Annotated in this window: 22 protein-coding genes; 10 read left to right on the forward strand and 12 right to left on the reverse strand. The window is 40.0% G+C overall.

The genetic code is table 11. From position 1 onward, the window contains the following. Positions 1-62: 62 nt before the first annotated feature. From ABX891_RS10910 to ABX891_RS10920, 3 genes are all read right to left on the reverse strand, one after another. Positions 63-1,064 (reverse strand): branched-chain amino acid aminotransferase, encoded by a 1,002-nt coding sequence (locus ABX891_RS10910; RefSeq protein WP_257983256.1) that lies wholly within the window; start codon positions 1,062-1,064, stop codon positions 63-65. Between the two features lie 200 nt (positions 1,065-1,264). After that, the gene (locus ABX891_RS10915) at positions 1,265-2,317 is read right to left on the reverse strand and encodes a fatty acid desaturase family protein (protein WP_309166412.1); all 1,053 of its coding nucleotides are present in this window, start codon (positions 2,315-2,317) and stop codon (positions 1,265-1,267) included. Then, a complete protein-coding gene (locus ABX891_RS10920; protein ID WP_354629486.1) occupies positions 2,314-3,357 on the reverse strand; it encodes a flavin reductase family protein in 1,044 nt (347 codons plus the stop codon). Before ABX891_RS10920 ends, ABX891_RS10915 begins: the two co-directional genes overlap by 4 nt. A gap of 239 nt (positions 3,358-3,596) precedes the next feature. Here ABX891_RS10920 and ABX891_RS10925 point away from each other — a divergent pair, with 239 nt between their 5' ends. From ABX891_RS10925 to ABX891_RS10940, 4 genes are all read left to right on the forward strand, one after another. Next, a complete protein-coding gene (locus ABX891_RS10925) occupies positions 3,597-4,772 on the forward strand; it encodes a PQQ-dependent sugar dehydrogenase (RefSeq protein WP_354629487.1) in 1,176 nt (391 codons plus the stop codon). Positions 4,773-4,923: 151 nt separating this feature from the next. After that, the gene (locus ABX891_RS10930) at positions 4,924-5,103 is read left to right on the forward strand and encodes a DUF6435 family protein (protein WP_007375469.1); all 180 of its coding nucleotides are present in this window, start codon (positions 4,924-4,926) and stop codon (positions 5,101-5,103) included. Positions 5,104-5,714: 611 nt separating this feature from the next. Then, complete coding sequence (locus tag ABX891_RS10935) at positions 5,715-6,695, forward strand: hypothetical protein (RefSeq protein ID WP_354629488.1); 981 nt, start codon at positions 5,715-5,717, stop codon at positions 6,693-6,695. Positions 6,696-6,853: 158 nt separating this feature from the next. Then, positions 6,854-7,396: a hypothetical protein gene (locus ABX891_RS10940; RefSeq protein ID WP_354629489.1), complete on the forward strand. Its 543-nt coding sequence runs from the start codon at positions 6,854-6,856 to the stop codon at positions 7,394-7,396. 47 nt (positions 7,397-7,443) lie between these two features. On the opposite strand, the gene ABX891_RS10945 is transcribed toward ABX891_RS10940, so the two are convergent. The 8 genes from ABX891_RS10945 to ABX891_RS10980 form a co-directional block, all read right to left on the reverse strand. Continuing rightward, positions 7,444-7,896, reverse strand: coding sequence for a GNAT family N-acetyltransferase (locus ABX891_RS10945; RefSeq protein ID WP_354629490.1), 453 nt, complete (start codon positions 7,894-7,896; stop codon positions 7,444-7,446). Between the two features lie 62 nt (positions 7,897-7,958). Then, complete coding sequence (locus ABX891_RS10950; RefSeq protein ID WP_007375475.1) at positions 7,959-8,552, reverse strand: DUF2238 domain-containing protein; 594 nt, start codon at positions 8,550-8,552, stop codon at positions 7,959-7,961. 61 nt (positions 8,553-8,613) lie between these two features. After that, on the reverse strand, positions 8,614-9,405 hold the full coding sequence (locus tag ABX891_RS10955) for an SDR family oxidoreductase (RefSeq protein ID WP_354629491.1): 792 nt from the start codon (positions 9,403-9,405) through the stop codon (positions 8,614-8,616). 59 nt (positions 9,406-9,464) lie between these two features. Then, positions 9,465-9,968, reverse strand: a complete 504-nt coding sequence (locus ABX891_RS10960) for an Mpo1 family 2-hydroxy fatty acid dioxygenase (RefSeq protein WP_354629492.1) — start codon at positions 9,966-9,968, stop codon at positions 9,465-9,467. Positions 9,969-10,052: 84 nt separating this feature from the next. Then, complete coding sequence (locus ABX891_RS10965) at positions 10,053-10,460, reverse strand: hypothetical protein (protein ID WP_354629493.1); 408 nt, start codon at positions 10,458-10,460, stop codon at positions 10,053-10,055. A 71-nt stretch (positions 10,461-10,531) separates the two neighbouring features. After that, a complete protein-coding gene (locus tag ABX891_RS10970) occupies positions 10,532-11,206 on the reverse strand; it encodes a Crp/Fnr family transcriptional regulator (RefSeq protein WP_290192934.1) in 675 nt (224 codons plus the stop codon). A 3-nt stretch (positions 11,207-11,209) separates the two neighbouring features. Continuing rightward, positions 11,210-11,869: a hypothetical protein gene (locus ABX891_RS10975; protein WP_354629494.1), complete on the reverse strand. Its 660-nt coding sequence runs from the start codon at positions 11,867-11,869 to the stop codon at positions 11,210-11,212. 75 nt (positions 11,870-11,944) lie between these two features. Next, the gene (locus ABX891_RS10980) at positions 11,945-12,100 is read right to left on the reverse strand and encodes a hypothetical protein (protein ID WP_259395740.1); all 156 of its coding nucleotides are present in this window, start codon (positions 12,098-12,100) and stop codon (positions 11,945-11,947) included. Between the two features lie 457 nt (positions 12,101-12,557). Here ABX891_RS10980 and ABX891_RS10985 point away from each other — a divergent pair, with 457 nt between their 5' ends. From ABX891_RS10985 to ABX891_RS10995, 3 genes are all read left to right on the forward strand, one after another. Then, positions 12,558-15,524 carry a TonB-dependent receptor gene (locus tag ABX891_RS10985; RefSeq protein WP_182197215.1) on the forward strand — a complete coding sequence of 989 codons (2,967 nt, stop codon included), beginning with the start codon at positions 12,558-12,560 and terminating at the stop codon, positions 15,522-15,524. 102 nt (positions 15,525-15,626) lie between these two features. Then, complete coding sequence (locus ABX891_RS10990; RefSeq protein ID WP_354629495.1) at positions 15,627-17,177, forward strand: tryptophan halogenase family protein; 1,551 nt, start codon at positions 15,627-15,629, stop codon at positions 17,175-17,177. Continuing rightward, complete coding sequence (locus tag ABX891_RS10995) at positions 17,170-18,657, forward strand: tryptophan halogenase family protein (protein ID WP_354629496.1); 1,488 nt, start codon at positions 17,170-17,172, stop codon at positions 18,655-18,657. Before ABX891_RS10990 ends, ABX891_RS10995 begins: the two co-directional genes overlap by 8 nt. Before the next feature lie 77 nt (positions 18,658-18,734). On the opposite strand, the gene ABX891_RS11000 is transcribed toward ABX891_RS10995, so the two are convergent. Continuing rightward, the gene (locus tag ABX891_RS11000; protein ID WP_354629497.1) at positions 18,735-21,311 is read right to left on the reverse strand and encodes a glycoside hydrolase family 3 protein; all 2,577 of its coding nucleotides are present in this window, start codon (positions 21,309-21,311) and stop codon (positions 18,735-18,737) included. Between the two features lie 239 nt (positions 21,312-21,550). Here ABX891_RS11000 and ABX891_RS11005 point away from each other — a divergent pair, with 239 nt between their 5' ends. The 3 genes from ABX891_RS11005 (at position 21,551) to ABX891_RS11015 (ending at position 25,516) form a co-directional block, all read left to right on the forward strand. Further along, entirely contained in the window at positions 21,551-22,879 is a 1,329-nt protein-coding gene (locus ABX891_RS11005) for a GH1 family beta-glucosidase (RefSeq protein ID WP_354629498.1), read from the forward strand. Between the two features lie 32 nt (positions 22,880-22,911). Continuing rightward, a complete protein-coding gene (locus ABX891_RS11010; protein ID WP_354629499.1) occupies positions 22,912-24,438 on the forward strand; it encodes an MFS transporter in 1,527 nt (508 codons plus the stop codon). Positions 24,439-24,514: 76 nt separating this feature from the next. Further along, a complete protein-coding gene (locus tag ABX891_RS11015) occupies positions 24,515-25,516 on the forward strand; it encodes a LacI family DNA-binding transcriptional regulator (RefSeq protein ID WP_007583313.1) in 1,002 nt (333 codons plus the stop codon). The last annotated feature ends 93 nt before the right edge of the window (positions 25,517-25,609 follow it).

A 25,609-nucleotide genomic window follows, 5' to 3' on the forward strand; every position in this document is an offset into this window, starting at 1 on the left:
CCAAATACACAAAAGCCACCGATTAGGTGGCTTTTTAATGCGAGTTGCTATTAAATCTATAATTAGATTTTAGTTAACCAGCCGTGCTTGTCTTCACTTTTACCCCATTGAATATCGTTCAATGCTTGGCGAAGGCGCGCAGTCGTTGGGCCTGGCTCGCCAGTACCTACTTTGTATTCTTTATCGTTATGAATAAACGTACCCACAGCAGTTAGTACAGCTGCAGTGCCCGAAAGCGCCGCTTCAGTACCTGGTTTAGCAGCACGCTCTAGTAGCTCAGTAACGCTAAAGTTACGCTCGCTTACCGTCATACCTAAATCTTTGGCTATGGTTAAAATACTATTACGCGTTACACCATGTAAAAACGTGCTATCAAGCGCTTTAGTAATAATTTCGTTGCCATCAATAAGTATAAAGTTAGCAGCACCGGTTTCTTGTACGTCGCCACCAGGGCAAAATAAAATTTGATCTGCTTGATACTTAGTTCGTGCAGCACTTATAGGTGCTAGAGCACTGGCGTAGTTACCACCACTTTTTACCATACCCATGTGCGGAGCGCAGCGCATGCCATCTTCTTCAAGCAATACGCGCAGTGCTGTTGCACCACCTGCAAAGTAATCACCTACTGGCGATAGTAACGTGTATAAAAGCGAGCTCATTGATGGCGCAGCTGCTTTACCAATTGCCGCCTCAGTACCAATGTGCGTTGGGCGAATATACATAGAGCCTGGTGGTAATGGCGTTTCATCTGCGTATTCACGCATAATATCGATAATCATCGTTTTTAGCATATCGCTGTCAAAACTCGGTAAGCTTAATAGCGCTGAGCTTTGTTGCATGCGTGCAATGTTTGCATCCATTCTAAAAAGATAAACAGAACCATCTTCATGGCGAAAGGCTTTTAAGCCTTCAAAACATGTACTTGAATAATGAAGAACGTGCGCACCAGCATGAAGTTCAAGTTTATCGGAAGGGACAATTGAGCTCTCGCTCCATTTATTATCAGAAAAACGAGCTTGAATCATCTGCGGCATAAACACGGTACCAAATGCGGCCATTTTAATCTCTCTTGTGTGGTCTATTTTCCTCCATTGTATGACAATCACACGCTATTTAACCATAGCTAAAGTAAGGCTTTTTTAATTAACTATGAGAAATTTTTGCAAGTGCTGTTTACTAATCAACCGTATTGAGTGCAATAAACAAAAAAATCGGTCAGTGTAGTTACACAGACCGATTTTTTCATTCGTTAATTAAAACATGTTTATTTAAACGAATATTTAATAATACGTTTTAACACCGACGTATACTGCCTAAAAAAACCACCCGTATGGTAATCAATACCGTGTTTTTTCAAAACAGCTTTTACTTGAGGCGCTACTTCTTGATATCGCGAAGACGGCATATCAGGAAATAAGTGATGCTCTATTTGGCAGCTCAAATGCCCCGTTAAAACATGAAACCAATGCGACCCTTTAATATTAGACGAGCCCAGGACTTGGCGATAATACCACTGCCCTTGCGTTTCGTTTACGCAGTCTTCTTGCTTAAAAGTTTGCGTTTCTTCAGTAAAGTGACCACAAAATATTATGGTCGACGTCCATAAATTACGGATTAAGTTTGCCACTAAATTACCCGCCAATACCCATAAAAATAAAGGGCCTGCAAGTAACGGAAATATCGCATAATCTTTAATTAACTGGCGAGCGCCTTTACTAAAAAAGCGCTGCTTTAATGTAGAGTGTGATACAAGCCCTTCGCGGTTTTCTTTCTTTTTACCAATAAAAACACGCTCTGCAGCCAACTCGTGATACGACACGCCCCACTGAAATAACACACTTAAATTAATATACGTAAAAAACTGCCATACATTTTTAAAGCGCCACTTAAAATCATCGCTTAAACGCAACAAGCCATAACCAAAGTCTCTGTCTTTACCAATAATATTAGTATAAGTATGGTGCTCAAAGTTATGAACGCGGTGCCAACTTTGTCCATCGCACGCTATGTCCCATTCATAATGCTGTGAGTTAAGTTGCTTGTCGTTCATCCAATCGTATTGACCATGCATTACATTGTGGCCAATTTCCATATTGTCTAAAATTTTAGCAAGTGCTAATAACAACACGCCTGCAACCCATAATAATGGCTGAATAAAACCAAGCATTAGCAAAATTCGCCCGCTCCATTCACACACTCGCTGTTTGCGTACAACAGAGCGAATATAGTCAGCATCTTGTTGGCCAACTTTGCCAAGGGTGTCCATTTTAATGGCATCTAGCTCGTTTGCGAGCATGTCGTAGTTAATGTTTTTCATAATTGTAACTCCAAATCACTAACAGGTTGGCTTACGCAAAGTTGTATTAATTGCTCGCCGTTGTCACTCAATTCACCTGTTTTTAAATTACGTACCACGCCAGACTTTTTAATACATTGGCATTGATGGCAAATACCAATACCGCAACCGCGTTTAACGGGTAGCTTTTTTTCTTCAAACTGAGTCAGTAAAACATCGTTGCCCGATATAACATGGGCACTGGCGTTAATTTTTACATTAAATTGGCTATCGTCGTTTAAGCTAGGCAGCGCTAAACCAAAGGCTTCTTGGTAGTAATTTAGCTTATGCGTTTTAGCAAAATCGCTCACCGTTTGCATAAATGCTGCAGGACCACAGCAGTAAATACCTGGGTTTTCCCACGGCTTAATATTGCTGGTTATGTCGCTTGATTGCTCACGCGTTAATAATAAAAACGAAAAATGCTCAAACTGCGCTGCCAACTCACTTAGCTCATCAATACATTGATGCTCAGTGGCTTTTGCGTAATACACTAACGAGACTTTTTGCGTTGTTTGGCTTAAGTAATCATCAAGCATAGCTAGCATAGGTGTTATACCCGAGCCGCCTGCAATAAAAGTGACTGGCGTGTGTGTGTTTTTAAACACAAAGTCGCCGCTTGGCGCAGAAATATTGCACCACAACCCCGCTTTTAATGCACTGCTGAGTAAGCCTGTAAAGCGCCCTTGCGCATTTGTTTTGATTAGTAAGCGCACCAAACCTGTATTTTTAAATTGCTGAGCGCTTGAGGCCACGGTAAAAACGCGTGTTAATAATCGCCCATTAATTTCAACCGTTAAACTTATATGCTGCCCTGACGTATGCGCCTGCCATTGTTTGCTTGGCTTAAGTTGTACACTTAAAAAACCGCCATCAAGTACAGCTGTACTAACTACTTGCGCTCTAAACTGCCCTGCACGCCACGCAGGTTTAAACACCTGCATTACGGGCTCTATGTAGCCTGCAAAACTTTGATGGTGTAAAAACCATTTTGAAAATTGGTTTAATACTTGAGTCATCATGGTTAAATCTCTATCAAATCTTAATTACTTTGAACTTACACGTGTACGCTCAAATTTTAAGTTTTCAACCCCAATAGAGTAATTATTCAATTTTTATTAGCGCAATTTGCTTAAACAATTTCTGTTAGGAGATAATTTTAAAATATGTAAGTGTGCATTTTTCATTCAACTCAACACTTAACAAATTTATTTATGCCATGATAAGGTTATGTAAGATTGGATTAATTTTGGAAGCCATAATGATAAATTTAATGTCACATAACACACTCCATAAACTAATAAATACGGGCTTAGCCGTTGCTATATTTGCTACTAACGCACCCGCGCATGCAAAAAGCGATTACGTAAAAAACTATAAACAGCTCGATACTTTATCGCTTAGCGTTAACGCAGTAACAGCGGCAGAAGGTGTGGTTATACCATGGGCTATTGAGCCTTTAGCTAATGGTGATTTATTGATATCTGGGCGCAGTGGAGCGTTATTTTTATTACCTAAAAATACCACTAAATTAACTAAGGTCTCTGGGCTTCCTGACATTGACGCTAATGGCCAAGGTGGATTGCTTGATTTAGCACTACACACCGATAGTAAGCAAAACCAATGGCTGTACTTTAGTTACTCAAGTAGTGAAGGCAAAGGAAGCGGAAGTAACACCGCCTTAATGCGCGCCAAGCTAAATAGCGATCATACGCAGTTGTCTGATCAGCAATTGCTATACAAAGGCGAGCATAATAGTACCAAAGGCCAGCACTACGGCAGCCGTATTGTGTTTGATGATGAAGGTTATGTTTATTTTTCAATTGGCGATCGCGGCTCGCGCGACATAAACCCGCAAGATCTCACTCGTGATGGCGGTAAAATTTATCGCTTACACGAAAATGGTAATATCCCAAGTGATAATCCGTTTGTTAAACAAAAAGATGCAAAACATGCGGTATGGTCTTATGGACATCGTAACCCACAAGGCATGTGGTTTAATAATCAAAACAATATTTTATGGTCTCACGAGCACGGACCACGCGGCGGCGATGAACTTAATATAATAAAAAAAGGCGCTAACTACGGATGGCCTTTAGTAAGCTATGGCGTTAACTACAGCGGTACCAAGTTTACCGACCTTAAAGAAAAAGACGGCATGCAATCGCCCGTATTACATTGGACCCCTTCAATTGCCCCTTCCGATATGTTGTATGTAACGAGTGATAAATACCCAAAGCTTAAAGGTAAGCTATTACTAGCATCAATGAAATTTGCATTCATTAGCGCACTAGAGCTCTCAAAAGGTAAGGTTGTTAAGCAATATAAAATACTCGATGGAATTGGCAGAGTACGCAGCTTAGCCCAAGGCAGTGATGGTTTTATTTATTTAGGTATTGATGGGCAAGGTATTAAACGCCTAGAGCCAGAAACGTAAGCACTAGAACTAGCACACAGTACGCAAAATTACACCGTGTTTACTTTGCGCTTTTAAAGCGCAAAGTAAACATTTTCACCAAACAAAGAACTATTAAGCCCATTAATGCGTACACTAATTACATATAATTTAATAAATTAAGAGAATACTAATGTTTTCATTTTTAAAGCCTGATCCCGTAAAAAAACTGCGTAAAGAATACGACGTAAAACTAGAGCAAGGCATGCAGGCACAAAGAAAAGGCGACATTAAAAGCTTTGCCATGTTAAGTGCAGAAGCCGAAAAAATCTGGAGTGAAATAGAAACTCTTGAGGCTAAAAAAGCCAAATAATACCAATCGTGTTAAGTTATTAGACATTTATAGCCACGGATAAATAAAGTGATAACAAGGCATAAATTTCGACATGTAGTTGTTCTACATGAGAAATTTATAACGCCGTTAACGCTTTATTTAGCACGCTAGAAAGGCTAAATATTTAAGTCGATTGGTATAAACATCGTGTCTGCCCTGTTTTAAAAGAAGGAAGACGCGTTTAGTAAATAGTTCATGACCTCGCTTTACAGCTTCCACCATCCCTAAACCACCTTTTATAATAAGCTTACACAAAAAAGTGTACTTAAGGCCGTTACTTACGTTATCGCCACCGTTTTTTAGTGAATATTAAATGATTTAAAATCGGGTGTGGTTTTCATTTTAAATATTTAATTGCTGCATTTACATACAGCGCTGGTGTTTTTCCTCCTAAGTCAAAAAATGAGGACGTTTTCCTCTTTTCTGCATATTATTAAAAGAACAGCCCGACTTAAAGTTTAATACTCGCAATGTGTTACAGGATTTGCTATTAATATTTAAAATAATTAAGAGGGCATACGTTGCTCATAAAAAGAGGAAAGTGTCCTCTGATAAAGCTGTTATACCCTTTTCTGAGTTGGATAGTAATAATGGAAGTATTAGATAGCAAATTTGAAGATTCACATGATTTATGCTTTTTAATTCATGACATTATGGTGCAACTTCTTCACTCAGCTGAAAAGCAAAAAGCTTTCAATCAGACTTTTGATCTTACGGACGTCGAAGCTAAATCTTTAGAGTCTACCGAAGGGCACATAATTGAGTGGTTAGAGGATAATAAAAAGTATAAAGAAAGCTCTTTTGTTATTCGTTCAACTGTTCTTCCTGCTTTACTTTCCGACATGATGCATTGCATTTACGAAACTCTTCAAGCTTCTAAGAAAGGTAAATTGACAATTGCGTATATGCTAATTCGAAAACCTCTTCAAGAAAGCTTATTTGTGTTGGAATCAATGGCTCTAGATCGTAAGAAGTTCATCGAAGATTTTACTAATGAGCAAAAAAAGCTTTCATCAAGTAGTACGGGAGGTCTTGATGGGCATATTTCACGCATTGAAAAGGTGCTTAAAAAACTTGATTTTCCAGCTGTAGAAAGCTTTGATGCAAGCTACATAGCTCAACTACGCTATGATAAATCAATCGAAGATAGTTTTGATGGCGTATGCAATAAAGCAATGCATCTATTTACTTCACGTAAAACGTTAAAAACAGAAAGTAGAAATATAAATTTCATTTTTGCACGTGGCGAACAATATCCATCTTTATGGGCGTTTTTATATAGCAGGTTGCCATACTTACTATATTATATTTATCAGTTAGTTGAGCACATTTGTGCTGAATTAGCACCAACACACCCTAGTTACCTAAAACAGATGAATCGCTGGATCGCAGCTAAGGTTTTAGTCTCTTATCCAAGTGTTGAAGAGCGTTATAGGCATGAGAGTTTAGATAATCTGTTTGCGTCATTAACTTCATGGTTAGAGAGTGATTGTATTGCAAATGGTTTTAGTAATCTTGATGCCATCAACTTTGAAGAGCTAGTTGAAACAGGAATATATAATCTTCGTTGACTGGGGTATAACAAGCGCATCAAATCTGACGTCACACATTGTCCGATTTTTTGCTTAAAAAAAAAGGACGCAAAAAAGCGTCCAACATACTCCGCAGCTTATGCGGGCGTTAGGTATTTAAACCCAAGTCGGGTGTTCAATGATAAAGGAGTATTATTTTGCAGTTTTTAGTAAACCCAAATGGAAATCCACCTCAAACACTACCAGAATCTTTTCGAAAGCTATTGAACTTATCATCTGGTTTTTGCAGAAGTTGGACTACCCAAGAGTTATCCGACGCTCAAGCTACGAGTGAAGAAGCGTTTGAGGTACTAGATCATATTCAAAACGAATTACTTCGTCATAGAGACGATAAAAGAAATGCTCCTAATTGGAGTTCTCATCCTCTTAAAGTGGCTTTATCTTTACCTGTAGGAAGTCTGATTAAGAATGCAACTTCCTATAAACAAAACTTTTTAAGCTTATCTCCTGGAAACGGTTCTCTCCCTGTTTCAGTCCCAGTGGAACCTTTGAGCTTGGAAGTAGCATTAAATAAACTAAAACATAGAGCTTCTATTGCAGTTAATTTTTCTATAACCAACTCAAATAGTCATTCTCTTTATATATTTACAAATGCTGGGATGGGGCAACCTGATTCCATCTCTGAGTTTAATATGGACGTTTTTTGTAATGTTGGTAAACAAGCTGCTAATGCCATATAAATACCTAACAAGAACATTAGACGGAATTTGTTCTTCGCTCCCGTTTATTAGGTATCACGATTATTTTTTTCATACACATTCTCAGGACTTATTTGCATTAGTAGTGCGGGGTCGTCTATAGGTTTGAACCCGTATTGCGCATAAAGGCCATGCGCATCAGAAGTCGCTAATAAAAAGCGCCTGAGCCCTTGCAGCTCAGGATGCTCTACTATCGTTTTAATAAGTAACTTACTCAGCCCATTACCTTGCGAGTGCGGGGCAATAAATACATCGGCTAAATAGGCAAAGGTTGCTTTATCGGTCACTACCCTGGCAAAGCCAACTTGTTCGTTATGAGCGCTGTAAACACCAAAGCACATTGAGTTATCAATAGCCGATTGCATCACGCTTTTAGGAATGCCTTTGGCCCAATAGCTATTAGCAATAAAGTTATAAATAACGTTAAAGTTAAGTTTGCTTTTGTCTGTGCTTATTGAGTAGTTACTAATGTTTGCGCTCATAAGTTAATAGTCTTTTTTATCAATGTTTTTATAAACATTTCTATAGAAAGTCTTCAACGTTTCTATAAATAGTCTTTAACGTTTTTTAGCTGTTTGTCGTGTACTCTTGAAAGTACTAATAGCGAGCAAATAGCACCAAATAACGCCAGTCCCATATCTGATTGGGTATCCCACACGTAACCTTGCGTGCCTAAAAATGCTTCTGCGTTTTCGCCGCTTAACACTGCAACCCACCATTCTATTAATTCGTAAAACGCGCTAAATGCTAAACATACCGAAATAACAAAGGTGATTAACCAGCCTCGACCATTTACTACTTTTTTGCGCAGTAAAATTTCGCGTGCTAGTAGTGCAGGTACAAACCCTTGAAAAAAGTGCCCTACTTTGTCGTAGTTATTACGCTCGCTACCAAATAGATTATCGAAAAAAGGAACTTCGGCGTAGGTGTAATGCCCGCCAATCATCAGCACTATGCAATGCGCTAAAATAAATGTATATAAAATAGGGGTAAGTTTAAAGTGGCTATAGGTACTTGCTAGCAGCACTAAACCAATAATTGCGGGGATAACTTCAAGCAGCCATGTAAATTGATCTTTTGGGTTAATACCAGACCAAATTAATACAATAAAAAACAGGCTCAGCCATAAATACTTCATTTAGAATCCTTTTCTAATTTGATCAAATTTACGGCATTTTACGCCTTTGAAATAAACGACGCTACCTATAGTTTGTTTTTGCGGTAATGCGATTAAACAAAGTAGGAAAAAAGCGCTTAATTGTAGGCGCCCAACCACTTAAACCTTTGCCAATAATCACTTCGTCTTTTTTATTACTAATGGCACAAATCATTTTTGTAGCCGCTACGCTTACATCCATGCCATTTTCTATCGACTCTTCTGGTTTATTTTGCGCTATGCCTTGCTCGTTTAGTGAGTTATGCGCTATTGCTGTTTTAATAGAGCCAGGGCAAATTGTTAAACAATGAATGTTATGTTCGCTAACTTCTGCACGTAGGCAATCCATAAAACCAACAACCGCATATTTAGAACCCGAATAACCTGTTCTAAATTTTGAACCTACTTTACCCGCCACACTACTAATAGACACAATTGAGCCACTGCGCCTTGCCACCATAGTAGGCAATACAGCTTTAGTAAGTGCAATTAAGCCAAAGTAATTAACCTCCATTAACTGGCGATACACGTTAAAGTCGTTTTCTAAAAATAAGCTACGCTGCGATACGCCGCCGTTATTAATTAAAATATCAATTGCAGGAAGATCGCTCATTTTTGCTGTTATTGTACTCAGTACATGCTCTGGCTGTGCTAAGTCCAGTGGCACAACTAAGTGCCCTTCGCCTTTAAGCGTTGCTTTTAAATCGTTTAATTTATCTACATTGCGCGCCGATAAAATAACGCGCGATCCAAGCTCGGCAAATTGTATAGCAAGCTCTTTGCCAATACCTGATGATGCGCCGGTGATCCACACGGTTTTATTATTATATTGCATTCGTTATCTGCCTTTTATTGTTATTTATTAGGTTTTATTAAAGTACTTAGTAATGTATTTTACGCTTTTGTAGGGCCTGCTATTGCGTTTACTTCATCTTCTAATGTTTTGTAAAAACCCATTAAAAATAGTAGTTCAACAGTTACGTACAAAGGGCCAATAATTAAACCAATTAAGTCATCTACAAACGCCGGTTTTTTACCTTCGTAATAGTGCCCAATAAACTGTAATACCCAGCCAAATACAAACACACCTACGCCAATACTCAACCAAGGCCAAAACGCCATTGTCGCAATAGGCTGAGCACCAACAAGGAGTAAAGTGAATATCACGGCCATAATAAAGCCAAGCGAAAAGCTCAGCATAAAATAATAAACAACCGACGCTAATACAAAAAGTTGTGCGCCATCAATTACTACGCTACCAAGGGGTATTTGAATGCGCGCTAGTAAACACAACGCTGCAAATACAATGAGCGGAATACCAAAAAAGTGAGTTAGTACGTTGCGTTTAGAACGATGATATAAACCATATTTACCAAGTTGCTGTTGAAGTGTTTTCATTGTTTTGCCTTTATTTTTATATATAAAACTTACTTTAGCAAAAGTAGACACAGCAACAATGTCAGGTATCCGACATTTTGTAAATTAAACAAATGCAGAAACTATTTTACCTAGCTCATGCTCACCTTTCATATCCGTTCGCTCGCGCCCTTTTTGATACTCTTGCTCAAGCATTTTTTGAAGTTCCTCTATTTTATCAGCAATTGCGCTAGGGTCTGCGCCCTGACCTTGTAGCTCTTTAGTGAGCTCTTCTATTATCGCTTTTAGCTCGTCTATCTTGTTTTTGTTTACGCCTAAGCGCTGATAAACCAGTGCTTCTTGGGCACTTTCTAAAAACGTTGGTTTTTTAGGGGCTGAGGTAATGCCTTTAGCATCACTTGTTTTTACGTTAGGGAGGGTATTAGTTGCCGCAACTTCGTTTGGACCTGCCGCTTTATTTACTGCAGGAGATTTATAGTTACTATATTGATTTTTAAAGGTTATTGTAGTCATTAGCTCAAATCCATTGTTGCGTTACATTATCTGTAGCAATTTTGGTTCCAACTAAATAAAACAGTCTCTATTTAAGCTTGTGTAGCACGCGCCTGTAACTTTTGTTTATCTAAAACAGTTATGCGTTGATACCCCAAACTAATGGCTTGTAGGCTAACAAGCTGTTGCAGTATTTGATTAATAGTTTGGCGCGTTAGGTAGGTCATATCAGCAAGTTGCTGCTGAGATAAAACAAGTGGTGTTAAGTGCTCTGTATGCTCGCTGAGCATTAAAAGTCGATTGCATACTTTTTGCTCAGCGCTTAGTAATGCGTGATCTTCCATTGAGCTAAACATTAGGCGTAACTTTTGTGCCAACAATAAACCAAACTCTTGCCAATATTGTGGCTGCTTGTTTAATAGCTGTTCAAGCTCGCGTTGGGGCACGTAAAAAAGCACAACATCAGTTTGTGCATATACGTCATGAGTACGCAGGCCACCATCAAACAAGGTAACTTCGCCAAACCACAGTGATGAATCAATAAAGCTCAATACGGCTTCTTTGCCTTCGTTACTTACGCCACTAATACGCACCACGCCGCTAAGTACTGCATAAATTCCATCGTGCTTATCACCTCGCAAAAATAATGATTGCTGAGCCTTTAGTGAGAGCGTTTTGCCCTGCGTTAATAAAAAGCTTTTTAAATAAGCGCTACGGTTTTTAAACCAATGCCCTTGCTCTATAACGTTTTGCTGCTGTGGAGTCATTATTTACTGCATTTGCTTATTAAATGGCTGTTTTTCGATAACCAATTTTTTAGGGAAGTTTAAATCGGTTGCTATAACAAAATCATCGTAAGGATCATTTCCCGAAAACAGCTCAGTTATTAATGTATCGTTTTTATAAACATTAACGGTTACACCGCTGCCCATACCGCCTGAGTTAATAATATAGTAGTGATATTCGCCGTTACTAAAAAATAAAATACTCTCGCCAATACGCCCTACTTGCCTGTAGTAACTACCAAATGGTGCATCTGGTGTTGCTTCTTTTTCAAGCCCTATGTCATTAACTCTACCAAATCGATAACTAAGCGATGAGTCATCTTTTGCAACGCAAATAGAAAGCACTTTATCGGTAGGCTCTAACTTGTAGGCTGTATTTTCATCTGGGTTACGCACAACTTTATGCATTTTTGCGTTAATGTAGGCTGCTTCATTACTATTACAATGTGTTGCTAGCATACCGACTACTAAAGCGGGTTCGTTTGTTTGAGCTGCTGGAGGCGTGTTTACTTTGAGATTAGAGGGTGAGTTACTTACATTATTATTTAGCTGAGGACTACCTTGAATTGCCATACTTTGATCTTCACAACCAAACAGAGCAAACAAGAAGAAAGAATAAAAGCTCGCTAAAAATTTAATGCGCATAATAAAATCCATCTATGAGAGAGCCTTTAAAATAGCGATAAAACTAGCGACTCGCAACACCTTATGCGCAATACTTTATAAGTTTATTTTTAAACCATCTTCTGCAAAAACTACGTTACTTTTTAGTGATTTAATTAACGATTTTTTAAACAACCACTGGTTTTTAATGACCGATTCATAAACTGAGATAGAACCGCCGCTTGATGCGTTTTCATCAATTGCGTTGTACATAATCACTACATCGGCATTTTCGCTAAGTTAGCAAATGTACCTATTTTTTGTTGAGTGACCAACGGCCGATTTATTAATTTTAGCTAGTATTAAAAGCTGATTTAAACACCTTATAAAAATGTGTAAATAACTAAATTAATCAATAATTGGTTTTCTTATAATAAAATGTTGTTACAGTACTATTGCAAACGGATTTTTATAACCAATTGTAATTTATGATTTAAATAAAATTAAATCCAAAAAACATACATTTTAAAAACAATTTAGTCTCATTTTATTAAAACAACAGTTGACCCTATTCAAAATATAAACTAGCATTTCTGGAAGCGCTTCCACAAAATTTAGTTAAATAGATCTTTCTGGAAGCGCTTCCACACATTTGACAATGTTTATAACTACACAATAACAGCCCCATACAAGCTGTTAATAATAATGATAAAAGCGCGAGGGAAACCGAATGTCCAACCATATTGTAAGAAAAACAAAGATAGCGACCAGCCTATCTCTGATTTTAGGTGCATCAATCTCTTTGCCTGTATATGCACAAGAAGCAAATACAGATGTTGAAGTAATCCAAGTTACTGGTTTTAAAAGCAGTATTAAAGAGTCGACTCGTTTAAAACGCGACGCCGCCGGTGTTGTAGATGCAATATCAGCTGAAGATATTGGTAAATTCCCAGATACCAACTTAGCCGAGTCGCTACAGCGTATTACGGGTGTGTCGATTGATCGCTCAAATGGTGAAGGCTCTAAAGTAACGGTTCGTGGTTTTGGCCCCGACTACAATATGGTAACCCTAAACGGGCGTACAATGCCGGCGGCATCTTTGCCTGCAGGCGGTGGTACACCTAGCTCTCGTGCATTTGATTTTGCAAACTTAGCGTCTGATAGCGTTAAATCGGTTGAAGTATATAAAACGGGTAAAGCAAGCATTGCATCAGGTGGTATTGGCGCAACAATTAATATTAATACGGCTCGCCCACTCGACAACCCTGGCTTTGTTTCAAGCATTGGCGTAAAAGCATTACACGACTCAACAAACCGCGTTGGTGATGACATAACACCTGAGCTTTCGGGTTTAATTAGCTGGACCGACAGTGAAGCTAAATTTGGTGCCTCGTTAACTGCAAGCATGCAACAGCGCGATAGCTCATCAACAGGTGCGTTTGTAAATCAATGGAATACATCAGCTTTTGACGGCACAATCCCACAAGCTGCAGACGATATTGTTTTAACTAATGCACCCGCCGTTGGCCAGCTTTATTCAATGCCATCAGATTTGCGCTACACCATTGCCGACAGAGAACGTACTCGTACAAACGCGCAATTAACGCTGCAATACAGCCCAATTGATGATTTAACAGCCACGCTTGATTACACATATTCTAAGCAAGATTTATTCGAAGCCCGTGCCGAGCAATCAATTTGGATGGATAACTACAAAAGCGCGCTAACATTTGACGACAACACAGTAAAAACTCCTATTTATTACCGAGAAGAACGTCGCGATCAGCAAACACGCGATTTAGGTTTAGCGTTTCAAGAGTTAAACCAAGTTAACCAAAACGACTCTATTGGTTTAAACGTTGAGTACTATTTCAACTCAGAATTAAGCTTTATGTTTGATGCGCACAATTCAAAAGCCACTAGCAAACCAGATGCACCTTACGGCAGCTGGGTAAACGCAGGCTTAGGCGCAAACGTAGTTAACGCACAAGAAGTTGATTTTAGCCGCGAACTTCCATCAATGAGTATCGATTTTGATGATTGCCGCCGAGACAACCTAAATTGTAATAACACGTTAGATGCCTCTGATGTGGGTACGTCTATTTTAGATTCTAACTTTGCTCGCCAAGAGTCTGAAATAACAGAATTTAGAATCCATGGTAAATACGAAATTGAAAACGGCGCAATTGACTTTGGTATAGAGTCTCGCTCTATGGAAAGCCATTCACTGCAATCACTTACACGTAATACTATGGGTAACTGGGGTATCGAAAACCCAGGCGAACTACCTGATGGCTACCTAAACCCAACAAACTTTTTAGCTGAGTTTGACGACTACGATACATCGGGCTCGTACAACCAAGGTTATACCGGCAGCGCATCGCAAATTGGTTACTGGGCAGGTGAAGAATACGGCTTTAACTTTGCAGCCGATGGCGCATTTGCAACTAACCGCACCATTGAAGAAGATATCACCGCAGCGTTTGTGCAATTTACTTACAACGGCTACATTGGCGATATGCCATACAACATTGTAATTGGCGCGCGCCAAGAGTCTACCGACATTACCTCAACGGCTAATATCGACTTACCTAACGCAGTAGCGTGGGAAGGTAATAACGACTTTAATGTTCGTTTTGGCTCGGCTAAAGAAGATTTCACGCTTAAATCTAGCTACGATCACTTTTTACCAAGCTTTGACTTTGACATAGAAGTAATTGAAAACGTAAAAGCGCGTTTTTCTTATAGCACAACAATTGCTCGCCCAACTTACGACAACTTAAGTTCAGCAGCGACTGTTGGTGTACCAGGTGCCCCTACTCTTTTAGCGGGTTCATCACCAGCTACAGCGTCAACGGGTAACCCTGGTTTAGTGCCGCTTGAATCAGATAATATTGATGTATCGGCTGAGTGGTACTTTGCAGAAACAAGTTATGTGTCGGTAGGTTATTACACTAAAGACATCGAAAACTTTATTGGTTTAACACCCATGACGCAAAACTACTACGGGTTACGCGATGCAACAGCGGGCCCTCGCGCTCAAGCTGCCATTGCTGAGCTAGAATCTCGCGGACTTGCTCTAACCGATTCGAACTTATTTCAAATGGTTGCCGCAACAGAAAATGGCGTTGATTTTGACTCTATGACCTACGAAGAGTTTGAAGCCGCTTACGATGTAATTGCTAACAGCGACGACCCATTACTAGAATTTACAGCGCAAGTACCTACCAACAATAAAAATGCCACTATTGATGGTTTCGAAATAGCCTTTCAACACTTTTTTGGTGAAAGCGGTTTTGGTGTGCAAGCAAACTACACCACAGTTAATGGCGACATAGACTTTGATGTAAACGCTGACCCTACTACTACACAATTTGCACTAGTGGGTTTAAGCGATACAGCCAACTTTATTGCAATGTACGAAAACGATGATTTTCAAGCACGTATTGCTTACAACTGGCGTGATAAGTTTTTAAATAGCGCAGCTCGATACGTAAACGAGCCTGGCTTTACTGAAGAATATTATCAAATCGACTTTAATGTTGCGTACAACTACAGCGAACAACTATCGTTTTTTGTTGAAGGCCTTAACATTACTGAACAAAACAGCCGCGAACATGGCCGTACGTCAGCACAATTGTGGAACCTACAACAGCTAGGTGCACGTTACAATATTGGTATGCGTTACAACTTCTAAAGGTAATACAAAGTAAAGCCGTTAGTTTTTACTAGCGGCTTTTTTGTATTTAAAACAGTATTAATGCTAGTTTAATTGTTATCAACTTTAGGGTGTTAACTCATGACCAAACCAATAACAAAAATAGTCGTTTTAGGTGGTGGTACTGCCGGCTGGCTAAGCGCAGGCTTATTAGCCGCCGAACACCCGCACCTTAATGTAACGTTAGTGGAGTCGGCAAACGTGCCTATATTGGGTGTGGGCGAAGGCACATGGCCGTCAATGCGTAACACGCTGCAGCGCATTGGCATTAAAGAAATTGATTTTATAACCCAGTGCGACGCGTCATTTAAACAAGGTTCTAAATTTATAAATTGGCGCAACCTCAGCGAGGGAGAAAACTACTACCACCCTTTTATGAATCCACAAGGCTACGAGCACACTAATTTACACGCCAGCTGGCAACGTATTGCACCTGATCAAAAATTTGCCGACGTTGTTAATATGCAAAGCTTTGTATGCCAAGCAGCACTTGCACCAAAGCAATTACAAACACCCGAATATGCAGCGGTCACCAACTATGGCAATCATTTAGATGCGGGTAAATTTGCTGAGTTTTTAAAAAATCACTGTGTTAAAAATCTAAACGTTACACATATTATTGACGATGTAACCGAGGTTATTAACGACGAACATGGCTATATTGCTTCATTAAAAACAAATAATAATGGCGATATAACAGGTGATTTATTTATAGATAGCTCAGGCTCTCGTGCTCGTTTAATTGGTGAGCATTTTAATAGTGAGTTTATAGCGCAAGATCATATTTTATTTAATAACAGCGCTGTTGCGGCGCAAATACCTAATGCACACATCGATCAGCCAATTGCCTCTGCTACGCTATCTACAGCGCAAAGTAACGGCTGGATTTGGGATATAGCCCTGCCAACACGCCGTGGTACAGGTTATGTATTTAGTAGTAAATATCAAAGCGATGAAAGCGCAACAAATACACTAAAAAGCTACATAGCCAAAAGCACCAGTGAGCAACAAGCTGAGCAACTTACCTACCGTGTATTAAAATTCAGCCCTGGTTACAGGCAACAATTTTGGATTAAAAACTGTGTTGCCGTGGGTATGTCAGCTGGCTTTTTAAAGCCGCTTGAAGCGTCAGCTCTTGCTATGGTTGAACTTTCAATTAGCATGATAAGCGAGCAACTACCGCAAAACCGCACCCACATGAGCCAGCTTGCAAGTCGTTTTAACAGCCGCTTTAGCACTCGTTGGCAGCGCGTTATTGAGTTTTTAAAACTTCATTATGTACTAAGCGAGCGCGACGACACTCCTTATTGGCAAGATATTAGTAATTTAAATACCGCGCCCGAGCGCCTGCAAAACTTACTTAAACTTTGGCAATTTCAGCCCCCTAGCCGCTTTGATTTTATTGAAAACGAAGAAGTGTTTTCATCAAGCAGTTATCAATACGTTTTATATGGCATGGGCTTTAATACACAAACAGTATCTGCACAAAATACATTTAACGACCCACGTACTGGGGATTACTATTATCAGCAAAATCGCGAAAAAATAGCGCAGTGCTTAAATGGACTGCCAAGTAATCGCGCGCTTTTAAATCATCTTTTATCAAATAATGGGCAGCCACATAATGACTAAAACAAATGCTGTTAAAAACGTAGTAATTGCTGGAGGCGGCACTGCAGGTTGGATGGCCGCAGCAGCACTTGCTAAACTAGTTGGTAGCAATATAAACATAACTCTTGTTGAATCTGACGATATTGGCACTGTAGGTGTTGGCGAAGCAACAATTCCGCCTATTCGTACATTTCATAAATTGCTGGGTATAAACGAGCAAGCATTTATGAAAGCCACTCAAGCCAGTTTTAAACTCGGTATTAGCTTTGAAAACTGGGGCGATGAAAACACGCATTATATTCACTCATTTGGCGCAACGGGCAAAGAATGTTGGGCGGGTGAATTTCATCACTTTTGGTTGCAAGGTAAAGCACTTGGAATAAACAATCCATTTGGCGATTACTGCTACGAGCTGCAAGCGGCTAAAGCCGGTAAATTTGCGTTTAATCAGCAAAACCCCATCAACTATGCATACCATATGGATGCCACGCGTTACGCACAGTTTTTACGTGAATTTTCTGAGCCATTAGGTGTAAAACGCATTGAAGGTAAAATACAAAAAGTAGTAAAAAACACTAAAACGGGCCATATAGAATCATTGATTTTAAATAATGGCGAGCACATTAACGGCGACTTTTTTATTGATTGCACCGGCTTTAGAGGCTTATTAATAGAGCAAGCATTACATACTGGCTACGAAGACTGGTCGCATTTACTACCGTGTAATAGCGCCATTGCGGTGCAAACAAAATCAACCAGCGATACCGTATTGCCACTTACCCGCTCTATTGCCCACAAAAGCGGCTGGCAATGGCGTATACCACTGCAAAACCGTGTCGGCAACGGATTAGTTTATTGCAGCCAATATATGGATGACGAACAAGCCAAAGCGCTCTTATTAAGTAACATTGAGGGCGAGGCGCTTACAGAGCCACGTATTATTAAATTTAAAACAGGGCGCCGCTTAAAAGGCTGGAACAAAAACTGCCTAGCGCTTGGCCTTGCTAGCGGCTTTGTAGAGCCACTTGAGTCCACCAGCATTCACTTAATTATGTCGGGTATTATTCGCTTTATGCGTTTATTTCCGTTTAATGGCATTACCAATCACGCAATTGACGAATACAACAAACAACTTAAAAGCGAAATCGAAAATATTCGCGACTTTATTGTGCTGCACTACAAAGTAACTAATCGCGATGACAGTGAGTTTTGGCAACATTGTAGCGCCATGGAAGTGCCAAAAACACTTCAGCATAAAATTGATTTGTTTAAACAAACCGGCCGTGTATTTTTAGACGATGGCGACATTTTTAGAGTCGACTCGTGGGTGCAAGTTATGCTTGGTCAAGGTATTGAGCCTAATCAACATCACTTAATAGCCAGCATGATGAGCGATGAAGAACTCACCCGTTTTTTACACGGTATTAAGCAACAAATAGAGCAACGCGTAAGCCAATTACCATCTCATCATGAGTTTTTAAAACAGTATTGCCCAGCATAAATATCCTCTTTAAAAAAAGCCCTTATTACTAAGGGCTTTGAGACAATACACAATAAACTTAACTTATAAGCACTCTACTACTCACACTTTATTTTTGCTGTTTCAGCGCCTTGTGGTTCAAAGCTAATATCTGCAACTGAAACGTTAAGCTCGCCTGCCGTTTTAAAAATAAAAGGGCTGGTTACTCTGGCAAAATCAACACCCTTTTTAGCAAAACACGTTAAATCTATACTCATGGTTTGCCATGTATTTAAATCAGCATTTTCAAGATCACGGGTAATATCAAGCTCGCCGCCACAGCCTTGTTCGCACTTCATTGCAAGGTATGCTTGCGAGCTAGGTATTTGGTTTACTTTATAGCTAAAGCTAAGGGCGGAATTTGCTTCAATGTAGGCCACTTTGTCTTCGGTAAAGTTACTATTAATTTCGATGTAGCTGGCTGCAGTGCCATCAAAATTAAATTGCATCGCATCTTCTTGAATCGCTTTGTCTTCAGTGCGATAAGTAATGCTACCAAGCTTTACACTGTTACTTGCTACTTGGTGCTGCTCGCTGTTTGAATTTAAAAACAAACGCCACGGTGTTTTAAAGCTGCCATTAAATATAGACAGTGGCGCAAGGTTACTAATATCAACACCTGAGTCTTCATTTAGATTATTGCTAAGCGTACTTTCATCTTTATACGTTAAGCCAAAGCCATAGGGTAATAATGGCGAGTAATCAGCATCGCCCTTATTTACTGCGGTTTGTAGTGGCGATTTAGGCCACGAGAACGACAATTTACCTTTAAAGTCATACTGTATCTTCCCATTTGCATCCGATAATAAAACATCAGCAATGCCTTGCCCTTCAGTGCCAGGAAGCCATGCTGCTACAAATGCGTCTGACGCGTTTAGCTCGCTGTTAACCCACATTGGTCTGCCTGATATAAACACCGACACCACCGCAATACCTTGCTGCTTTAATGTTTTTAATATTTTAAGAGAGCGTTTATTGTTACGTTCAAACTCAAGGTTGTCTTTATCGCCATGTCCCTCTGCGTATGGTTCTTCACCAAATACAACAATGGCTACATCGGGTTTGGTATTAAACTCACCCGCTGGGCTTAAAATAGCGTTACCGCCAGCAGCTTCTATTTGCGTTTTTAGCCCCGCATAAATAGACGTTGCTCCGGGAAAATCTGCATTTTGATTATTAGTTCCCTGCCACGTAATACTCCAACCGCCCGATTGCTTGCCTATGTTATCGGCCGCATCGCCTGCTATAAGTATGTTGCTTGATGGGTTAAGCGGTAATAAATGGTTGTTGTTTTTAAGCAGTACTAGCGACTCTTGTACCGCTTGGCGGGCAATATCGCGATGTGCTGGCGCACCTATTAGTTCTAATTTACCTGAATATTTTCGATTTGCGGGACTTGGTTTATCAAATAAACCTGCACGTAATTTAACGCGTAAAATACGTGCTACGGCGTCATCTATTCGCGCCATTGTTATTGTGCCCGCTTTTACTTGTTTAATTGTATTTTCATAAAGTGGTTTCCAAGCACCCGTTGGCACCATAAAAATATCAAGCCCCGCATTAACAGCCTGCGGGCAACTTTCATTTGTACAGCCTGCAACTTGTCCGTGTCCGTTCCAATCTCCTACAACAAAGCCATCAAAACCCATTTTTGTTTTTAATACATCGGTAAGTAAGTGCTTATTGCCGTGATTTTTTTTACCATTCCAGCTATTAAACGATGCCATAACCGACTGACTACCTGCGGTTAAGCCACCTATATAACCTTGCGCATGAATATTATATAACACCTCTTCGCTATCAATGTTATCGCCTTGATCGTCACCATCTACTGTGCCGCCATCGCCTAAAAAGTGCTTAACGGTACTAATTACGCGTTTATCACTTAAAAAGTCTTCATCGGCTCTGCCTTGCAATCCGTTTACAATTGCGGCTGAATACTCACGTACAATTACAGGGTCTTCTGAGTAGCCTTCGTACGTTCTGCCCCATCGGTCGTCGCGCACAACCGCAACAGTCGGTGCAAACACCCAATCTATACCTGTTGCCATTACCTCTATTGCAGTAGCTGCTGCAATGCGCTCAATTAATGCGGGGTTATTAGCAGCACCTAAACCAATATTGTGCGGGAATAACGTCGCCCCAATCACATTATTATGCCCATGTACTGCATCGGTGCCCCACATGGTTGGAATTTTACTGCCATCAATTGAGTCATCAACCGAGGCCTGATACATGCTTTCAGCAAGCGTTATCCAATCTGCAGGCGTTGCATGCTTATTAGCATTTGGGAACGAGCCACCGCCATTTAAATACGAACCAAAACCGTATTTGCGCATATCTTCAACACTAATATCGCGAATTTCAGGTTGGATCATTTGCGCTACTTTTTGCTCAAGCGTCATTGTTTTTAAATACTGTGCAATTGTATTTTCAATTTCGGGCGTTTTCACTACCTTGCTTTTAAGCGTTGGCCAAAGTGATAAATCACCTTGCTCATGCTCAGCCTTTTTGGCTACGGCGCCTTGGCTATTATTTGCGTTAATCTCTTGTTTATTACACCCACTTAAAACGCACAGTCCTCCTATTAAAATGGGGAGCATGTGTAACCTGTTAGTGTTTAAGCTTTTTTTCATATTTATAGCCCTGTGTTGTGTCAGTGTGATTTTGTGAGCACCCATTTGTTATTTAAATTAAACTATTGACCTGTTTAACAATAGCCACTAACCTAAATATGGAAGCGCTTCCTTAAAGTTATTAAATACCATACTTAGTGATTAATCAAATTAAATATGGAAGCGCTTCCAATAATGAATTTAATATACGCTCTATACAAAGCAAACTTTACCAAAAAAGAAGCAGAGGTTTTCTCTTAATGAAACAATTATCTTTACCTAGTGGCTCACCACTTTTAGCCAAAAATTTTACTTATGGTGTAGCTACGGCCTCATTTCAAATCGAAGGCGGCGCAGCTGATCGCTTGCCATGTATTTGGGATACCTTTTGCAGTAAAGAAGGTAAAATAGTCGATAATTCAAATGGCGATGTAGCCTGCGAGCACTACACTCGCTGGAAAGAAGATATAAACTTAATTGAATCATTAGGTGTAGACGCTTACAGACTTTCTATTTCGTGGCCGCGCGTAATGACTAAAAGCGGTCACTTAAACCCGACAGGCGTTAAGTTTTATACCGACATTTTAGATGAATTAAAACGTCGTAACATTAAAGCTTTTGTAACGCTGTACCACTGGGATTTACCACAACATATTGAAGACGAAGGTGGCTGGCTTAACCGTAACACCGCTTACGAGTTTGCACATTACACAGATTTAATTACCAAAGCATTTGGAGAACGTGTGCACTCTTACGCCACCTTAAACGAGCCTTTTTGCAGCTCTTACTTAGGCTACGAAATTGGCGTACATGCGCCTGGCATAGTAGGTCGCGAATTTGGTCGTAAAGCCGCGCACCACTTATTACTGGGTCACGGTTTGGCTATGCAAGTACTTGCTAAAAATAGCCCAAATACACTAAACGGTATTGTACTTAACTTTACGCCTTGTTACTCAGTGACCCAAAGTGAAGACGATTTAAAAGCTACTGCATTTGCTGATGACTATATAAATCAATGGTACATGCAGCCTGTAATGCAAGGTAAATACCCTGATATTATTAAGCAATTACCTAAAGCCCACCGCCCAGATATTTTAGATGGCGACATGGAAATAATTGCTCAACCGCTAGATTACCTAGGGGTTAACTTTTATACCCGCATGCATTATCAAGCAAGCGATACCGACTTTTACCATGAGCTGCCACATAAAGCGCCAATGACCGATATTGGCTGGGAAATTTATCCTAAAGCGCTGACAGAATTACTTGTAACGTTAAACGAAAAATACACCCTACCGCCTATTTATATTACCGAAAACGGCGCAGCCATGGCTGACGAATTTAAAGACGGTGAAATCAAAGATAACGACCGTATTGAATATTACCACGAGCATTTAAATGCCCTACATAACGCAACCGAGCAAGGCGTAAAAGTAGATGGTTACTTTGCGTGGAGCCTAATGGATAACTTTGAATGGGCAGAAGGATATTTAAAGCGCTTTGGAATAGTACACGTAGACTACAACACACAAAAACGAACTGTTAAAGCCAGCGGTAAAGCGTACAGTAACCTAATAACTAGCCGATAATTTATCGGCTTATAACAATAAGAACACACACTGTGAACAAACTCCCTTTATACGAAAAAGTCGGTTACGCCATGGGCGATGCCGGCGCTAACTTAGTATGGCGCGGTGCGCTTGCTTATTTAGCGGTGTTTTACACCGATACATTTGGCATATCGGCAGCCGCCGCTGCCATGTTGTTTTTGGTGGTAAGGCTATCAGATGGCGTAACCGATATTATTATGGGTATGATTGCCGATAGAACGCAGTCGCGCTTTGGTAAATTTCGCCCGTGGATACTCTATTCGGCACCGTTTTTGGGCTTGTTTATGGTGTTGTGTTTTACTACACCCGACTTTAGCACCACCAATAAACTTATTTATGCCTACGTAACTTATATAGGTTTAACGCTTGCTTACACCGTAAGTAATGTGCCCTACTCGGCACTTATGGGCGTAATGACACCAGACGATACAGAGCGCACAAAGCTCTCTGGTTTTAGGTTTGCAGGTGCGTTTACTGGTGGCTTATTGGTTATGGGTTTTTTACCTGAGCTAGTGGCATTTTTTGGTGGCGGTGACAACACCAAAGGCTATCAGCTTACTATGTACTTATTTGCCAGCTTACTTATTATTTTAATGATTATAACGTTTGCGACCACCAAAGAGCGTGTAACACCGCATGCCTCAAATGAAGGGAATTTAAAATCAGAGTTATTTGATTTAACCAAAAGCCTGCCATTTATAATCCTACCTTTGCTTGCTACCACCCTGTTTTTTTATTACCGCGATTTATACAGCGGCGTATTTTTTGCCCTTGTTATGGCTGCAATGACATTCGTTATTAAAAAATTACTCAATAAAGATAAGCAAAGCTTAACGGGATCACAGCGCGACATGGTTGATCTTCTGACCAACAAACCTTGGCTGGTATTACTCGGCATTGGTTTTTTAACCATGATGTTTAATGGCATAAAATACGGTGTAATTGCGTACTACTTTAAGTACCACGTAGCCAATGAACTCATGGCTGGGCAATACTTTATCGCCTTATTGGTTGTATCTATATTAGGCGCACTTGCCACAGGTAAACTGGCCGAAATTATGGGTAAACGAAACCTATTTATAGCATCATTAATGCTAAGCGGCATACTCACTACTGCATTTTACTGGGTGCCTAGCGACAACCTTATTGCTGTATTTACCTTTGGTTGCGCTGCTGAATTTTTTGCCGCAATGATGCCAACATTATTTTTCAGTATGCTTGGTGATTCAGCCGATTATTCAGAGTGGAAAAACAAACGCCGCGCTACAGGCCTTATTTATTCTGCGGGTACATTTGTGCAAAAAACCGGTGGTGGTTTTGCAGGTGCATTAGTATTAGTGGTACTTGCAGGCTACGGCTATAACGGCATGGATGAGCTAACAATTACACAAGCCTTACCTGGCATGCAGCTACTTATGAGCTGGATACCTGCCGCATTTGCTTTTTTAGGCGCCGCATTGATGCTTATTTATCCACTAACCTCAGCGATGACGCAAAAAATAACAGAAGACTTAGCAATTAGACGCAGTAATGTGTAAATTAACTTTTAATGGCCCTTCGCACTTTATATTTTTTATAAAGTTCGAGTAAAAATTCATATAAGCTAGGACATCAATGGCGACAATTTATCAAGTATCAGAAATGGCAGGTGTGTCTTTATCAACTGTTTCAAGGGTACTTAACGACAACGACTACGTAAGCAAAAAAACTAAAAAAAAGGTATTAGAAGCAATGAAAGAGCTAGGCTATCAGCCAAGTTCTATTGCTCGCTCTTTGGCGTCTAGCACTACAAACAGCGTCGGTATTTTAGTTTCTGAGTTGGATGGTCCGTTTTTTGGTCAAATGATGTCAGCCATTGAAGAGCACCTTCGTATTGCGGGTAAACACGTTATTATTACCCCTGGGCACAGTGACGAGAAAAAAGAAAAAAGCGGCTTTGAATTTTTAATAGGCCGTAACTGCGACGCTATTATTGCCCACGTAGAAGCGGTATCAAACGAGTATCTAATTGAGTTAAGTAAAGGCAAAACCCCTATTTACTTGATGAGCCGCTACGTTAAAGAAATTGAAGAAAACTGCATTAGCCTCGATAACGTAATGGGTGGCTACTTAGCCACTAAAGCCATGATCAACAAAGGTCATAAAAACATTGCATACATAGCAGGCCCGCAGTTTAAAGAAGATGCGTCAAACCGTTTAAAAGGTCACAAACAAGCTCTGGCAGAATACAACCTAACCTTTGACGAAAACTTATTTTACATAGGCGACTTTAAAGAAACCGGCGGCAGCGATGGTTTAAGGCATTTTATTCAAAATAAAGCGCAAATAACCGCCCTTGTATGCGCCAATGACGAAATGGCATCGGGTGCTATGAAATACGCCCGCGAACACGGTTTTAACCTGCCAAAAGATTTAGCCATTATTGGGTTCGATAACGTAATTTTTACCAATTATCTCTACCCAACACTGACTACAATAGATAACCCAGTTCCCGAAATGGGCCGAGCTGCGGCTAACTTAGTGCTTAAAGACATTTACAAAAAAAGCGGCATAACAGTAAAGCACGTGTTTCAGCCAAAGCTTATTTTAAGAGACTCTACACCCGATATTAATTAACTTTAAACCGAATTTAAATCTAGTTTAAATCTAAGTTATGTAATTCATTACGCACCCACTGCGTATTTAAATATTGATCTACGCGCTGCTGCG

The organism is Pseudoalteromonas sp. NCIMB 1079 (genome assembly GCF_040567695.1).
Classification (GTDB): domain Bacteria; phylum Pseudomonadota; class Gammaproteobacteria; order Enterobacterales; family Alteromonadaceae; genus Pseudoalteromonas; species Pseudoalteromonas distincta.